18 protein-coding genes and 1 riboswitch are annotated in these 15,952 nt (G+C 45.9%); of the genes, 17 read left to right on the top strand and 1 reads right to left on the bottom strand.

What is annotated here, in order from left to right:
- Positions 1–16 precede the first annotated feature (16 nt).
- The 14 genes from trmL (at position 17) to KI350_RS15160 (ending at position 12,604) form a co-directional block, all read left to right on the top strand.
- On the top strand, positions 17–499 hold the full coding sequence (trmL, locus tag KI350_RS15225; protein WP_095323679.1) for a tRNA (uridine(34)/cytosine(34)/5-carboxymethylaminomethyluridine(34)-2'-O)-methyltransferase TrmL: 483 nt from the start codon (positions 17–19) through the stop codon (positions 497–499).
- 99 nt (positions 500–598) lie between these two features.
- Positions 599–1,213, top strand: a complete 615-nt coding sequence (locus KI350_RS15220; RefSeq protein ID WP_025811862.1) for a YhbD family protein — start codon at positions 599–601, stop codon at positions 1,211–1,213.
- A gap of 15 nt (positions 1,214–1,228) precedes the next feature.
- Entirely contained in the window at positions 1,229–1,939 is a 711-nt protein-coding gene (locus tag KI350_RS15215) for a polymer-forming cytoskeletal protein (protein WP_035339146.1), read from the top strand.
- Positions 1,940–1,953: 14 nt separating this feature from the next.
- Positions 1,954–2,655, top strand: coding sequence for a hypothetical protein (locus KI350_RS15210; protein WP_035339144.1), 702 nt, complete (start codon positions 1,954–1,956; stop codon positions 2,653–2,655).
- 37 nt (positions 2,656–2,692) lie between these two features.
- Positions 2,693–2,908: a hypothetical protein gene (locus tag KI350_RS15205; RefSeq protein ID WP_125897635.1), complete on the top strand. Its 216-nt coding sequence runs from the start codon at positions 2,693–2,695 to the stop codon at positions 2,906–2,908.
- A 143-nt stretch (positions 2,909–3,051) separates the two neighbouring features.
- Complete coding sequence (gene prkA, locus KI350_RS15200) at positions 3,052–4,947, top strand: serine/threonine protein kinase PrkA (RefSeq protein WP_020450674.1); 1,896 nt, start codon at positions 3,052–3,054, stop codon at positions 4,945–4,947.
- Positions 4,948–5,113: 166 nt separating this feature from the next.
- Positions 5,114–6,280: a sporulation protein YhbH gene (gene yhbH / locus KI350_RS15195; RefSeq protein ID WP_035339142.1), complete on the top strand. Its 1,167-nt coding sequence runs from the start codon at positions 5,114–5,116 to the stop codon at positions 6,278–6,280.
- 307 nt (positions 6,281–6,587) lie between these two features.
- On the top strand, positions 6,588–7,220 hold the full coding sequence (locus KI350_RS15190) for an HlyD family secretion protein (protein ID WP_020450676.1): 633 nt from the start codon (positions 6,588–6,590) through the stop codon (positions 7,218–7,220).
- 63 nt (positions 7,221–7,283) lie between these two features.
- Positions 7,284–8,849 carry a DHA2 family efflux MFS transporter permease subunit gene (locus tag KI350_RS15185; protein ID WP_217626294.1) on the top strand — a complete coding sequence of 522 codons (1,566 nt, stop codon included), beginning with the start codon at positions 7,284–7,286 and terminating at the stop codon, positions 8,847–8,849.
- A gap of 17 nt (positions 8,850–8,866) precedes the next feature.
- Positions 8,867–9,397 (top strand): NAD(P)H-dependent oxidoreductase, encoded by a 531-nt coding sequence (locus KI350_RS15180; RefSeq protein ID WP_020450678.1) that lies wholly within the window; start codon positions 8,867–8,869, stop codon positions 9,395–9,397.
- A gap of 13 nt (positions 9,398–9,410) precedes the next feature.
- Entirely contained in the window at positions 9,411–9,743 is a 333-nt protein-coding gene (locus KI350_RS15175; RefSeq protein ID WP_025811853.1) for a hypothetical protein, read from the top strand.
- 441 nt (positions 9,744–10,184) lie between these two features.
- Positions 10,185–10,727 (top strand): ATP-binding cassette domain-containing protein, encoded by a 543-nt coding sequence (locus tag KI350_RS15170; RefSeq protein WP_230459163.1) that lies wholly within the window; start codon positions 10,185–10,187, stop codon positions 10,725–10,727.
- A 19-nt stretch (positions 10,728–10,746) separates the two neighbouring features.
- Positions 10,747–11,670 (top strand): ABC transporter ATP-binding protein, encoded by a 924-nt coding sequence (locus KI350_RS15165; protein WP_020450682.1) that lies wholly within the window; start codon positions 10,747–10,749, stop codon positions 11,668–11,670.
- Positions 11,663–12,604, top strand: coding sequence for an ABC transporter permease (locus KI350_RS15160; protein ID WP_035339140.1), 942 nt, complete (start codon positions 11,663–11,665; stop codon positions 12,602–12,604). The genes KI350_RS15165 and KI350_RS15160 overlap by 8 nt, the downstream gene beginning before the upstream one ends.
- Before the next feature lie 116 nt (positions 12,605–12,720).
- Here the strand turns inward: KI350_RS15160 and cspB are convergent, their stop codons facing one another.
- On the bottom strand, positions 12,721–12,921 hold the full coding sequence (cspB, locus tag KI350_RS15155) for a cold shock-like protein CspB (protein WP_003155376.1): 201 nt from the start codon (positions 12,919–12,921) through the stop codon (positions 12,721–12,723).
- 303 nt (positions 12,922–13,224) lie between these two features.
- Positions 13,225–13,338, top strand: a riboswitch (SAM riboswitch).
- 99 nt (positions 13,339–13,437) lie between these two features.
- Here cspB and KI350_RS15150 point away from each other — a divergent pair.
- The 3 genes from KI350_RS15150 to KI350_RS15140 are packed head-to-tail and all read left to right on the top strand — an operon-like array spanning position 13,438 to position 15,932.
- On the top strand, positions 13,438–14,439 hold the full coding sequence (locus tag KI350_RS15150) for a methionine ABC transporter ATP-binding protein (protein ID WP_035339139.1): 1,002 nt from the start codon (positions 13,438–13,440) through the stop codon (positions 14,437–14,439).
- A gap of 2 nt (positions 14,440–14,441) precedes the next feature.
- Positions 14,442–15,092 (top strand): methionine ABC transporter permease, encoded by a 651-nt coding sequence (locus KI350_RS15145; protein WP_020450685.1) that lies wholly within the window; start codon positions 14,442–14,444, stop codon positions 15,090–15,092.
- Between the two features lie 21 nt (positions 15,093–15,113).
- Positions 15,114–15,932 (top strand): MetQ/NlpA family ABC transporter substrate-binding protein, encoded by an 819-nt coding sequence (locus KI350_RS15140; protein WP_035339137.1) that lies wholly within the window; start codon positions 15,114–15,116, stop codon positions 15,930–15,932.
- The last annotated feature ends 20 nt before the right edge of the window (positions 15,933–15,952 follow it).

Here is a 15,952-nt window from a genome sequence, read left to right as displayed (position 1 = left end):
GATCAGAAAAACAGAGGTGAATACTTTGGCATTGCATGTCGTACTATATCAACCAGAAATTCCTGCAAACACAGGAAATATCGCACGGACTTGTGCAGCAACAGATACAACGCTTCATTTAATCAGACCGCTCGGCTTTTCAACCGACGATAAAATGCTCAAGCGGGCAGGTCTTGATTATTGGGAATTCGTCAATGTCGTCTACCACGACTCATTGGACGAATTGTTTAATGCCCATCCTGACGGCCGTTTTTTCTTCATTACAAAATTCGGTCAAAAACCGCACACTTCATTTGATTATTCAGATCAAAACGAAGATCACTTCTTTGTCTTCGGAAGAGAGACGAACGGCTTGCCGAAAGAGCTGATCGAACAAAACATGGATTGCTGTCTGCGCCTGCCGATGACAGAGCATGTCAGATCACTGAACTTATCAAATACTGCAGCAATCCTCGTGTACGAGGCGCTTCGCCAGCAGAATTACAGAGATTTGACTTAAGCTTTATCAGGAAAAGAGCCCTTTTTAACAGAGGGTTCTTTTTTTTACTTTCTAATGTAACAATGTTATGTTACAATGTGTGTAAAGGAGCTGAAACAGATGGTTCAGGATGATTTAATTTCAAAAAAAGAGCTGCTGGATTTGACTTCGATCTCATACGGGCAGCTCTATAGATGGAAACGGAAAAATTTAATACCGGAAGAGTGGTTTATCCGGAAATCGACGTTCACCGGACAAGAAACGTTTTTTCCGAAGGAAGATATTTTAAAAAGAATCGAAACCATTCAAAGCATGAAAGAAAATCTTTCCCTTGATGAAATGGCGGAAATGTTCTCGCCCGGTCTGACCGAACTAAACGCGAGCCGCGGGGAACTGCTTGAAAAAGGCATCGTTTCACAAGCGGTCATGACGTTTTTTGAAGAATGCACCGGAAAGCGCGATGATCCATTTCATCTGACAGAAGCGCTTGCGGCTTATGTGCTGGAAGGCCTGCTCCAATCCGGCGACATCAGCCTGGATGAAGGAAAAATGGTGCTGGATGTCATCATGTCGCACGAGGCGGAGAACAAAGGGAGGCTGATTGTGCTTCGGAAGCTCGGCATTGCAACATGTCTGATCACCGAGGGCAGCATCGTGTTGGAAAAAGGAGTCAAGGTCGCCGCTGACATCAATCTGGCAGCGAGCAGCGAAGAATTGAAAACAAAATTCATGTAAATGGAGGATCAAAAGATGGAGAATTTATTGATAAACGGATTTGGCAGTTCAGGCGGAGGCACGTATCAAACGGTTGAATTAAACGGCAAAGGAACGATTAACGGCGATATTGACTGCGAAAGGTTCAGCTGCAGCGGCACCGGGACTGTAAACGGAGACGTGAAAGCGGATGAGTTGAGAATCAGCGGCCACGCCAAACTAAACGGCGCAATCGCAGCTTCCAAGGTCAGAATCGACGGTTCTGCAAAGGTGGATGGCGATGTTGAAGCAGAACAGCTTAAAGTCTTAGGCTATGCCGGCATTAGCGGACATGTGAAAGGCGACGAAGCAATCGTTCGCGGAAAAACGTCAATCGGCAAAGACTGCGAAGTGGAACATTTTACTGCGGAAGGCTATTTTACAATCGACGGGCTTTTAAACGCGGAACAAATTGAGATTAAGGTTCACGGCGGTGAAAGTAAAGTGAAAGAAATCGGGTGCCGGCGGATCGTCTGCACTGCACATCAATCGAAGCTGTTCTCGTTTTTAACGCCGCTTATTTCTCCTCCGAGACTGTCTGCCGAGCTGATTGAAGGGGATCAAATTGAACTCGCCAATACGGCCGCGAAAGTTGTCCGGGGCAATTCGGTTATCATCGGCGAAAATTGCGACATCGGCCTGATTGAGTATAAGGAAGATATCCGGGTGGCGGAAACGGCAAAAGTCGGAGAGAAGAGGAAAATATAGCGGAGGGATAGGACATGAAGAAACACGACTTGAAAATACACGGCTCCGGAAATGCCGGAGGCGGATCATTCCATCATGTTCTCATCAGAGGTGAAGGAACGATCACAGGAAACATTGAATGTGAAAAATTCAGTACACACGGCACAAGCGAATTGTCAGGCGATGCGACAATCAAAAGCTTTAGTGTACACGGGGAAACAGAGATCCGGGGGAGGCTGAAAGCTGACAAAGCCAGAGTGTACGGGACGGCGGATGTTTCTGAGGACGCCGACATCAGCGATGCAGCCGTAAAAGGCATTATCAATATCGGGGGTAATATGGCGGCTGAAACGTGCGATGTCAAAGGCGCACTGAACGTAAGAGGCGATTGTGAGGCAGAGGATTTTACACTGACGGGCAGCTTGGACGTAAAGGGTCTGCTGAACGCCGGCGCGATTGACATCGGCTTAAAATTCGGAAACAGTTCGATTGGCGATATCGGCGGCACGCATATTAAGATTGGCAAAAAACGCGGGCTCTTGTTTAATAGAAACGGAGGTTTTCTCTCAGCAGGGACAATCGAAGGAGATGATATTTACCTGGAAAACACGGAGGCCCGCATGGTCAGGGGAAACCGCGTGCATATAGGGCCCGGATGCAAGATTGAGAAAGTTGAATACAAAAGCAGCTGCCGGGTATCTCCTAAGTCTGAAGTGAATGAAGATCAACAGGAATGAAACAGTGTTATGTTACGAAAAAAGGATGGCTTCAAAAGTGAGCCATCCTTTTTCCTTTGAATTTTATTTGCCGGGTTTGCTTTCGTATCCGGCAGTAAAAATGGATACGAGGAACGCGAGGATGACCCCCATCATGATCAACGTTCTCATTAAAATCCCTCCTCATCCTTATTCCCTTGTTGTCATCTGCACCGATGCCATCAGCCGTACCGCAGGAGCACTTGCGGACGGAACTTTTCTGCTCTTATTATGAATGGTTTGCTCCATCCTTGTCAATTCGAGGAAAGTACATTTCATTTTTTATATGAAAAGCATCTAAAGGGACATCTCCGCATAGATTGAATGTAACAGTGATTCACTTGGCACCTTGCATTTATCATCATATAGGAGGTTCTTATGGATATATTAAAAAAGATTGAACAGTATAGAGAGGAAGAGCAGCGTCTGAAATGGGAAGGAACCTTCGCTGAATATTTGGAAATCGTAAAGGAAAATCCGACTGTCGCGCAATCTGCTCATTCCCGCGTTTACAATATGATTAAAGACAGCGGCATTGAAGAGAAAGACGGGAAAAAAGTATACAGCTTCTTTGACAAAGAGCTGTTTGGTCTTGAAGAGCCTTTGGAACGCCTTGTTGAAGAATACTTTCATCCGGCCGCGAAGCGCCTTGATGTCAGAAAAAGAATCCTGCTTTTGATGGGGCCTGTCAGCGGGGGAAAGTCGACTTTGGTCACCATGCTGAAAAGGGGGCTTGAAGCATACTCTCTTACAGATGAAGGGGCTGTCTACGCCATTCAGGGCTGTCCAATGCACGAAGATCCGCTTCATCTAATTCCTCAGCATCTGCGGGACGATTTTTACAATGAATACGGCATCCGTATTCAAGGCAACCTGTCCCCTTTGAACATGATGAGGCTGGAACAGGAATACGGCGGAAGAATAGAAGACGTGAAGGTTGAAAGAATCTTTTTTTCAGAGGATAAACGGACGGGGATCGGCACGTTCAGTCCGTCGGACCCTAAATCGCAGGATATCGCTGATCTGACGGGAAGCATTGATTTTTCGACGATTGCCGAATACGGATCGGAATCCGATCCGCGCGCATACCGGTTCGACGGAGAATTAAACAAAGCGAACAGAGGAATGATGGAATTTCAGGAGATGCTGAAATGCGATGAAAAATTCCTCTGGCATCTTTTATCGCTTACACAGGAAGGGAATTTCAAGGCGGGCCGGTTCGCGCTCATCTCAGCGGATGAATTGATCGTAGCCCACACGAATGAAACCGAATACCGTTCATTTATATCCAATAAGAAAAACGAAGCGCTCCATTCGCGGATTATCGTCATGCCGATTCCATATAATTTAAAAGTATCAGAAGAAGAAAGAATTTATGAAAAAATGATCGCTGAAAGCGATGTGTCTGATGTTCATATTGCGCCGCACACGCTAAAAGTGGCTGCGATGTTTTCGATTTTGACGAGGCTGAAAGAGCCGAAGCGGTCAGACATTGATCTTGTCAAAAAAATGAGGCTGTATGACGGAGAGAGTGTTGAAGGCTACAATTCTGTCGATGTCGAGGATTTGAAAAAAGAATACACTGACGAAGGAATGAGCGGAATCGATCCGCGCTATGTCATCAACCGGATCTCGTCGACGATCATCCGCAAAAACATGGAATCGATCAATGCGCTTGATGTCCTCCGTTCTTTAAAAGAAGGGCTTAGCCAGCATCCATCGATTTCGGCAGAAGACCGCGAGCGTTATTTGAACTTTATTTCCGCCGCCAGAAAAGAATACGACGAAATGGCGAAGAAAGAAGTCCAAAAAGCGTTTGTGTACTCTTATGAGGAATCTGCGAAAACGCTGATGGACAATTATCTTGATAATGTCGAAGCGTACTGCAATAAAATTAAGCTTCGCGATCCGCTGACTGGAGAAGAAATGAATCCGGATGAAAAGCTGATGAGGTCAATAGAAGAACAAATCGGCATTTCCGAAAATGCGAAAAAGGCATTCCGCGAAGAAATTCTCATTCGCATTTCTGCCTATGCAAGAAAAGGGAAACGGTTTGACTATAATTCGCATGAGCGGCTCAGAGAAGCCATTCAGAAAAAGCTGTTCGCAGACTTGAAAGATGTCGTCAAAATCACGACATCGACAAAAACGCCGGACGAACAGCAGCTCAAGAAAATCAACGAGGTCGTCGCCCGTCTCATTGATGAGCACGGCTACAACTCGACTAGCGCAAACGAACTCTTAAAATATGTAGGAAGCTTATTAAACCGGTAACTTGAAGACCCGTCCGGAGAAGGGCGGGTCCTTTTGTCCCATTTTCAAAATTGTTTGTCAAAAGTTATTTGCACCTGCATAAGATAACAATAAACATTTTAGACTTGCATCCGCAGGGCTATAAACCGAAGCCATTTAAGGGGATTATCAATAAGGAGGGGAATTCATGTCCCATAAAGACAATGGCCATTTTATTATTTCTCAGGAAGACTGGTCCCTCCACCGAAAAGGGTATGATGACCAACAGCGTCACCAGAAAAAGGTGCAGGACGCAATCAAAAACAATCTGCCTGACCTGATTACAGAAGAAAGCATTATTATGTCCAACGGCAAAGATATTGTCAAAATTCCGATTCGATCGTTAGATGAGTATAAAATCCGCTATAACTATGATAAAAATAAACATGCCGGCCAAGGAGACGGCGACAGCGAGGTAGGAGATATCGTCGCAAGGGACGGTTCGGATAAACGGGGCGCCGGCAAAGGCCAGGGAGCGGGCGATCAGGCCGGTGAAGATTATTATGAAGCTGAAGTTTCGTTAATCGATTTGGAAGAGGCGCTCTTCAGCGAAATGGAACTGCCGAATTTAGAACAAAAAGAACGGGATGATATCGTTGTCGAAGATATTGAGTTCAACGATATCCGCAAAACGGGTTTGACCGGTAATATCGATAAGAAAAGAACGATGCTCAGCGCTTTTAAGCGAAATGCAATGACGGGAAAACCTTCATTTTATCCGATCTACCCCGAAGACTTAAAATTTAAAACGTGGAATGACTCCGTAAAGCCGGAATCAAAAGCCGTTGTGCTCGCAATGATGGATACGAGCGGATCGATGGGCGTTTGGGAAAAATATATGGCGCGAAGCTTTTTCTTTTGGATGACACGTTTTTTACGGACAAAGTATGAAACGGTCGATATTGAGTTTATCGCCCATCACACTGAAGCCAAAGTGGTATCAGAAGAAGATTTCTTTTCGAAAGGGGAAAGCGGGGGCACGATTTGTTCATCTGTATACCGCAAATCCCTCGAACTGATTGAAGACAAATACCATCCGACACGCTATAACATTTATCCGTTTCATTTTTCGGACGGCGATAATTTGACATCCGACAATGCGCGTTGCGTTAAGCTTGTCGGAGAGATTATGGAGAAAGCGAATATCTTTTGCTATGGCGAAGTCAACCAGTACAACAGACATTCAACGTTAATGTCAGCCTACAAAAATATTAAAAACGAAAAATTCAAGTATTATGTGCTGAAACAGAAAGCCGATGTTTTTCAGGCTCTGAAGAGCTTCTTCAGCAATGAAGAACGGCATCAATATACATGAAAAAACGCGATTGAAACCTCCGGCAGCGGAGGTTTTTTGTTTGGAAAATATTTAAATCAAAATTTTAAGTGCAAGGTTATTGACATTCTTTATTACTTTAACTAATATTTAATCTTGTTAACTATTTATTTTGTTGTGCAGAGGTAAAAACAAATTTACCGCTTCCGATCTTTCTTGCTCAGTTTTGAACAACTTTTTCAGTACACGTCCCGCAAGTTGCTGGGCAGGAAATAGGAAAACGCAAAACCGCGGAAGCCGATCAAACCGGCTTCATCCAAAATATAAGGATATGAAAGGAGAAATAAACATGAGCAAAGGACGTTTAATTGCGACGAACATTATCGGACTCATCATCGTGCTTGCCATCTTAGCAGGAGGTGCGTATTTCTATTATGACAGCATCAGCTATGTGAAAACCGACGAAGCACACGTGACAGGCGAGATGGCCGACATTACGGCGCCTGCATCAGGGAAGCTCTCAGATTGGGATTTGAAAGAAGGATCAAAAGTTTCAAAGGACGAAAAAGCAGCGAAAATCAAAGGGGAACAAACGGTTGACGTGAAGTCGATCATGGACGGAACGATTGTCAAAAACGAAGCGAAAGAAGGCCAGATCGTACAAGCCGGTCAAACGCTTGCGAAAACCATTGACATGGATCATCTGTACATTACAGCTAACATTGAAGAAAACGACCTGAAAGACATCGAAAAAGGGGACAAAGTCGATATCGTCGTTGACGGTGATTCAGGCACTACATTTGAAGGAAATGTCGAAGAAATCGGCTATGCGACAAACTCAACATTTGACTTGCTTTCTCAAAGCAATTCAAGCGGAAACTACACGAAAGTGACGCAGAAAGTACCTGTGAAAATTTCAATTAAAAACCCGTCTGACAAAGTGCTGCCGGGAATGAACGCATCCGTGAAAATTTCAAAATAACCGGGGGAAATAAAAACGAGCGAAAGGAGGATGTCATAAGTGGCTTCTCAGAAAAAAGGAAATATGTCACTGCTCATCATTTTAATGGGCGGCTTGTTTCTGGCCATTTTAAACCAAACGCTACTGAATGTGGCGATGCCTCATCTCATGACAGAGTTCAATGTGAGCGCCACAACGATTCAATGGCTGACAACCGGATATATGCTTGTCAACGGCGTTTTGATTCCTTTATCAGCCTTCCTGATTATGCGGTTCGGCGGACGGAGCTTGTTTTTAACGGCGATGCTGCTGTTTACGGTCGGAACGCTGATATGCGGAATTGCGCCTAACTTCTCGACGATGTTAACCGGACGCCTCATTCAGGCAGTCGGCGGAGGCATACTTCAGCCTTTGGTCATGACCACGATTCTCTTTATCTTTCCTCCGGAAAGCCGCGGGAAAGGAATGGGAATCTTCGGGCTTGCGATGATGTTTGCTCCTGCTGTCGGTCCGACGCTATCCGGCTGGGTCATTGAAAACTACAGCTGGCGGATCATGTTTTACGGCCTTGTGCCGGTTGGTTTGATCGTCATCATTTTCGGTTTTTTCCTATTTAAAAATATGACGGAACCTAAAAAAATCAAATTGGACACAGCGGGCGCGATTCTTTCAATTGTCGGATTTGCGGCGTTGCTGTATGGTGTGAGCGAAGCCGGCTCAGACGGCTGGGATGATCCGCTCGTACTTTCCACAGTTGTGATCGGTGTGATCGGCATTGCCGCTTTTATCATCCAGCAGTTGAAATCGAAAGAGCCGATGCTTGACTTCAGAGTGTTCAAATACGATATGTTTTCACTGTCAAGCGTGATCAACGCCATCATTACAGTTGCTTTGTATGCAGGAATGTTCCTGATTCCGATTTACTTGCAAAACCTGGTCGGTTTTACAGCGCTTCAATCGGGGCTTTTGATGCTGCCGGGCGCACTTGTCATGCTTGTGATGTCGCCGATCTCAGGAATTTTATTTGATAAAGTCGGCCCAAGGCCGCTAGCGATTGTCGGATTATTGATCACTGTTGTGACGACCTACGAATTTACGACGCTTACGATCGATACACCGTATATGCACATCGTGTTGATCTATGCGATTCGGGCGTTTGGGATGTCCATGTTGATGATGCCGATCATGACTGCCGGCATGAACCAGCTTCCGCAGCATTTAAACAGCCACGGAACGGCGATGTCGAATACGCTTCGCCAAATCAGCGGTTCGATCGGAACGAGCTTGATCACGACGATTTATACAAATCGCACGACATTCCACTATGCATCAATGGCCGATCAGACAAATACGGCTGATCCGTCATTTATGAGCACATTGCAGTCAACCATTCAGTCAACAGCGCAATCGATGCATATATCTCTTGAACAAGCACAACAATATGTCGTGAAATATTTGACCGGACAGGCTCAGCTCAACTCGAATGTCATGGGCATCAATGACGCATTTATGTGGGCGGCCGGGTTCTGTGTCATCGGCCTCGTTCTCAGCCTGTTTTTGAGGGATGTCAGAAAAGACAAGCTGCGCAGGAAGAACAAGGCGGAGGAGCTGACATTGCTTCCGGCTCCTAAAGAAGCGAAAGAATCTTAAAATGAGGAGGTTCTGACATGAAAATTTATGTTGTTTACGACAGTGAAGGCGAGCATACGAAAAAGCTGGCTGAAGCCATTGCGGAAGGCGCAGGGGAACATGAGGCTGCAGACGTGCTGATCGATCATGTCAGCCAGGCGGATATTAGAAAGCTCGAAGAAATGGATGCTATCATCTGGGGCTGCCCAGGTCATTTCGGTACAATCAGCTCCGGATTAAAAACTTGGATCGACAGGCTGGGCTACCTTTGGGCGGAAGGGAAGCTGATCAATAAGATCGGCGCAGTCTTCTGCACAACAGCGACAACTCACGGCGGTCTTGAGGCGACAATGCTCAACTTAATAACACCGATGCTTCATCAAGGCATGATGGTCGTCGGCTTGCCTGGAAATGTACCTGAAAATGCTTTATACGGGTCTTATTACGGTGCAGGCATCACGTGTCCTGTCGACAGTGACGAACTGATCGGCGAAGAAGGCCTGGAGCTGGGCCGGGCTTTAGGCAGACGCGTCGCCCAAGTGACAGACCGCTTTACAGCAGGACAGTGAGGAGCGATTTGACATGACCATTATATTGACCATCATCGCTGCTGTCCTCGTCATTATCGGTCTGGTGGTATTTAATGTACGGTCGGCGTCTTCACAGGATAAACCCGAACATGAGGATAACGCGGCAGCTGAAGCTGGCATTCCTCATGTTCAGGAAGAAGAAGCGCCTGAGCAAGTTGAAGCCGATCAGCAAGATCCGTTCGAAATGAATGATCAAACCTATCGGGCGATTCTGCAAAAACTTCAACATCCAAAAGAGGAAAAAAAACATTCCGAGAAAACGGAAATGGACGATATGGATTACCGAAAAGCATTAAAATCCATGAAAAAACGGGAACAGGATTAAAGGCAAATTCGCTGGGAACCAGCGGGTTTGCTTTTTTTATTTGCGCTTTTTTGCAATATTACTTGTGATTTCCCTCGTACTACTGATGCAGTACTCTGATACAGCTCGGTCTGGAAGGAAAGACGCAGCTTTGGTTATATAATCCGAACAACAGTGCGTTATTGCTGTTGTATACCAATTGATTTCCCGCGCTAGTTTATTCATTTTCGGGCTGATTGTCAGAAGCGTTCTGCTCTCAAGCAGCAACAGCCTGTTTTCCGCGTCATTTGCTTCTTGTCAATATCGCTGTCTTTTTAGGCTCCGTGTTTTTTCCACATGAGGTGATGTTCTTTCGAACGATAGATGAAGCGCTCAGAAAATATTCGGCTATCAAAAATTCATCCGGGACATTTCCTTGTTGATCTACAATGCTTATGGATTATTCGAGGCGCTGTTCATCAAGTGCAGAGATTCTGGAGCATTTCTTTAAAAGCTGATTCAGCCAGAAAGGAGATGAAGAACATTGCCTATTTAACAGAGCTTGATATGTTCTACGATCCATTTCGCGTCAAGGATATGATTCACTTTTATGAAACCCAGTTTTCCGATTTCCGTATAAATAAAGCGTGGGACCTGTTAAAGGACATGAAAATCGACAGGGATAAAAAAATCGGCAAGCTTTCCAAAGGCAACCGGGGCAGGCTGAAGCTCGCGCTCACATTGGCGCGCGATGCAGCGGTCGTACTGCTTGATGAGCCATTTTCCGGTCTTGACCCGATGGTGAGAGAGTCGATCGTCAAAAGCCTTCTTACATATTTGGAGCTTGATAAGCAGACGATCGTCATCGCCACCCATGAGATTCATGAAATTGAACAAATTTTGGATGAGGTCGTCGTCGTCTTAAATGGCCGAATTGAAGAAAAAAAGGATGTCGAACAGCTGCGCGAGGAATCCGGAATGTCGCTTTTGGAATGGCTGAAACGGTTTATCGAAGAAAAAGATTGAAAAGGCGGGAGGAGAAACAGTGGAAACACTTTTAGAATTAAAAAATGTATCAAAAACGATCAGGGGGAAAAAGATCATCGACGGCTTGAGCTTTGACGTGCAGGCAGGCGAGATTTTCGGCTTCTTGGGTCCGAACGGCGCCGGAAAAACGACGACGATCCGGATAATTGTCGGGCATATGAACATCACCGCCGGTGAAATCGCCGTGTGCGGTGTCAGCGTAAAAGAAAATTTTGAAAAGGCTGCACGGCATATCGGAGCGATCGTTGAAAATCCGGAACTGTATAAATTTTTAACGGGCTACCAAAACCTTCAGCAATACGCGCGCATGACGAAAGGCGTAACGAAACAGAAAATTGACGAAATCGTCGAGCTTGTCGGATTGAAAAACAGGATCAACGATAAGGTCAAAACGTATTCTTTAGGAATGAGACAAAGGCTTGGCCTGGCCCAAAGCCTTTTGCACGATCCGAAGCTCTTGATTCTCGATGAGCCGACGAACGGGCTTGATCCGGCCGGTATCCGGGAAATCCGCGATCATTTAAGAAAGCTGACGAGAGAAAGAGGTATGGCGGTCATCGTTTCAAGCCACCTGCTTTCAGAAATGGAGCTGATGTGCGACAGGATCGCCATTATCCAGAACGGAAAGCTCCGGGATATTCAGCATGTGCACGGACCCGCTCGGGATGAAAAGAAGCGCTATTATCTTCAAGCGGATGACAATCAGGCTCTGATGCGGGAAGCGGCTGCTTTCAGAAAGATGAAGGTTGACGAAGCGGAAGGCGGGATAGAGCTCAGCCTTCAAAAGGATGAAGTGCCTGATTTGATCAAACACTTGTCAGACAGCGGTGTCCGCCTATATGAAGTGAAGGCTGTGAACAAGTCGCTGGAAGACCGGTTCCTGGAAATCACCGCAGATAAGGAGGAAGCTCAGCATGTTTAATCTCATCGTAAATGAATGGATCAAAATTTTTAATCGAAAAGGCACATACGTCATGATCGCGATTTTGCTGTTATCTGCCATCGGGCTGGGCGTTCTCACAAAGACGATCGGAGAGACAGACCACAACCCGGACTGGAAAAAAGAATTAATGCAGGAAAATAAAGATATGAAAGAACAACTTAAAGGGGTCAATAATCCGGCACTTGAAAAAAGCTATGAACGGTCGACCGCCATTAATGAGTATCGAATCAAGCACGATTTGCCGGAAGACGGGGACTATTCGGCCCTGTCGTTCATCAGCGACGCGAGCAGCATCATTCCCCTCCTCGGTCTGTTTGTGATCACGGTGGCTGCGGGAATCGTTGCGAATGAATTCAACTGGGGAACGGTGAAGCTGCTTGTCATCAGGCCGATCAGCCGCTTTAAAATTTTGCTTGCAAAATATTTTACAGTTCTGCTTTTTGCATTGGCTTTGCTTTTCATTCTGTTCGCAAGCGCGGGTATCACAGGCATTGCTTTATTCGGGGCAGGCGACGGCAGCCAGGTTCACTTGGCGTACGCCGATGGAACAGTTGAAGAAAAGAGCCTGCTGCTGCACTTGGCCGGCAGCTATTTGCTGAATTCAATCTCGCTTTTGATGATGGCGACAATGGCCTTTATGATTTCAGCTGTTTTCAGAAACAGCTCGCTTGCCGTAGGTATTTCAATTTTCCTTTTGGCAATGGGCGGAACGGTGACAAACTTGCTCGCAACGAAATTTGATTGGGTGAAATACATCTTATTTGCCAACACTGATCTCACTCAATACTTTGACGGATCTCCGCTTGTTTCAGACATGACGCTGGGATTCTCGATTGTGGTGCTGGCTGTCTATTTTATCGTTTTTCATGTGCTCGCCTTTGGTGCATTCACAAAAAGAGACATCGCTTCATAAGCGGTTTTCGCAAAAAAAGCCTGACGCCGGTTTTCCGGGCGTCAGGCTTTTTTTAAATATAAAAAGACTGCTGACATTCGGTCAGCAGTCCTGTATGAAGATCAGCGGTTCACAGCTTACGCTTTTGTTACGTTAGCAGCTTGTGGTCCGCGGTTTCCTTCAACGATTTCGAAAGATACAGATTGGCCTTCTTCCAAAGTTTTGAAGCCTTCGCCTTGAATAGCAGAGAAATGAACGAATACATCGTCTTGTCCTTCAACTTCGATGAATCCGAAACCTTTTTCAGAGTTAAACCATTTTACTTTACCTTCTAGCATGAAATTTCCTCCTAAAGCGATAACGCTTAAATTCACTATTCTTGCTCTAAAACAAACTTCCAAGACGAAAACTCTTACAAAACTTTCTTCTTAAAGATAGTTCGAACAAAAATAATTACCTTTACTTTACCAGTGTTTAAGCGAAATTACAACTGCTAAACACAATTTTTTTAAAAAAAGTGAAATTTAATAATCAGGGCGAAAAATAAAGCATTGAAAAGCGGGTTTTTGAAATTTTCACAATTCTGATTGACAACATTTCAAAGAAGCTGTAAAGTTAGGTAAAACTTCATGCATCAACACTTCTTATTTAGAGAGGCGGAGGGAATTGGCCCTATGAAGCCTCGGCAGCGGGTTCTGCATACAGCAGAATACTGTGCCACATCCAACAAGCCGTACGGGCTTGGAAGATAAGAAGAGAGCGGACCACTCTATTTACTTCGTGTCGTCTAAGGCTTCTTCTTATTTTTTAAGAGGGAGCCTTTTTTGTTAGCCAAAAAGAGGAGGAAGATCATCATGATTACATTTGAAGGCGTTGAAAAGGTCTATGAAAGCGGCGGACAGAAGGTTCATGCGCTCAATGGAATCGACCTTCATGTAGATAAAGGGGAAATATACGGCGTCATCGGATTCAGCGGCGCAGGGAAAAGCACGCTGATCCGCTGTGTGAACTTCCTTGAAAAACCGACGGCCGGAAAGGTATTCGTCGGCGGAAGAGACTTAATGTCTCTGTCGAAAGCTGAGATTCGAGCTGTTAAAAGGAAGATCGGCATGGTATTTCAGCATTTTAACCTGTTAAATTCAAAGACGATTTTCGCTAATGTCGCTGAGCCGCTCGCGCTTGTCAAAACACCGAAAGCCGAAATCAAGCAAAAAGTGACGGAACTGCTCCATTTTGTCGGACTTGAGGATAAAGCCCGCGATTATCCGGATCAGCTGTCGGGCGGCCAAAAGCAGCGCGTCGGCATTGCCCGGGCGCTGGCGACAAATCCGGAGGTTCTGCTCTGTGATGAAGCGACATCCGCGCTTGACCCGCAGACGACCGGCGATATTTTGAAGCTGCTGAAGCGCGTCAACGAACAATATAACATCACGATTTTGTTGATCACTCATGAAATGAATGTGGCAAAAGAAATCTGCGACAAAGTCGCGGTCATTGAAAAAGGAAGGATCATTGAATCAGGCAGCGTGTTTGACGTGTTTTCCGCGCCGGAAACCGAAACGGCCAAAAGCTTTGTCAAATCAGCCATCGACCACGAGATACCTGAATCGATTCAAAAATTAAATGTGAAGCATCTCTACCAGCTTCAATTTGTCGGCGAATCTTCCGGGAAGCCATTTCTTTCGCAAGTGGCAAAGCGGTTTGACGTAGAAGTCAACATTCTGCACGGAACGATTACAGAGCTTCAGGGAATTCCGTTTGGCAGTATGACGGTTGAACTGCAGGGGGAAGACGGTGAAATCGGGCGGGCGCTCGAATATATCTGCAGAGAAAACATTCGCATCAGGGAGGTATAAGCATGCTTGTTACATATGACCAAATCATTGACGCACTGGTTCAGACGATTCAAATGACGGTTTTCTCGCTTTTATTTTCAAGCGTGATCGGCATTCCGCTCGGCATTTTGCTGGTTGTCACAAGGAAGGGGCATCTGCTTGAAAATCCGGCAGTTTTTACGGTTGTCAATATGATCATTAACATTTTCCGTTCCGTTCCGTTTATCATCTTGATGGTTGCTTTAATTCCGGTGACAAGGCTGATTGTGGGGACGTCCATCGGCACATCGGCAGCGATTGTTCCCCTGACTTTTTATGCGGGGCCTTACATCGCAAGGCTCGTCGAGAACTCTCTGCTTGAAGTCGATCCGGGAGTCATTGAAGCCGCTGAAGCAATGGGAGCGACTCCGCGGCAGATCATCTTCCGGTTTCTGATTCCGGAAGCGCTCGGTTCGCTTGTGCTGAGTTTTACGGTGGCAACGGTCGGATTGGTCGGAGCGTCGGCGATGGCTGGTGCGATAGGCGCCGGCGGTCTTGGGGATTTGGCGATCACATACGGCTACCAAAGGTTTGACACGCTGACGATGATCATCACGGTTGCAATTCTCGTCATCGTTGTGCAGGGATTGCAGACATCCGGAAACGTTCTGTCCAAAAAATTGAGAAGAAGATAAACAGAGAGGGAGACAGCTATGATGAAAAAGTTCACATTTGTTATCATTTTACTGCTGCTTGCGGGAGTGATCGCGGGGTGTGCGGCAGACTCTGATGCGAAAACCATTAAAATCGGCATCAGCGGAACGGATACAAGAATCTGGGACTTTGTGAAGAAAAAAGCCGAGAAAGAAGGCTTAAAGCTTGAAATCGTCAAATATTCTGATTATGTTCAGCCGAACCAGGCTTTGGCGGGCGGTGACATTGACGCCAATGCATTTCAGACGATATCTTACTTTAATGCATTCAAAAAGGAACGCAATCTTGAACTTTCGCCGATCGGCACAACGATCATCGCTCCGATGGGCATTTATTCCGAGAAGTATGATTCGCCTGACGATATACCAAACGGCGCGGAAATCGCTGTTCCAAGCGAAGCGACGAACATGGGCAGAGCCTTGCTCCTGTTGGAGTCCGCCGGCCTGCTTCAATTAAAGGACGGATTTGACGGAAACGGAACGCTTGATGCGATTAAAGAAAATCCTAAAAAACTCAAAATCACAACGGTGGCCGCAGAGCAAACGCCGCGCGTGCTTCCCGACGTCGCTGCATCTGTTATCAACAACGGCATAGCGGTTGACGCCGGCTTCCATCCTGTCAAAGATTCGATTAAACTGGAAGACGAAACAGCGACACCGTACATCAACATTATTGGGGCCAGAACAGAAGACCGGGACCGTGAAGATTTGAAAAAGATCGTTGAGCTGTACCAATCAGACGATACCGCTGAATTGATCAAAAAAGAGTTTGACGGTGCACAGCTGCCGACTTTTGTTCCACTGAAAGACATCGGCGAATAAAATGTCAGTCGCGCAATTGA

Source organism: Bacillus sp. J41TS8 (assembly GCF_018333035.1).
Lineage (GTDB): Bacteria > Bacillota > Bacilli > Bacillales > Bacillaceae > Bacillus > Bacillus paralicheniformis.
This window is presented reverse-complemented; position numbering and strand designations above follow the sequence as displayed.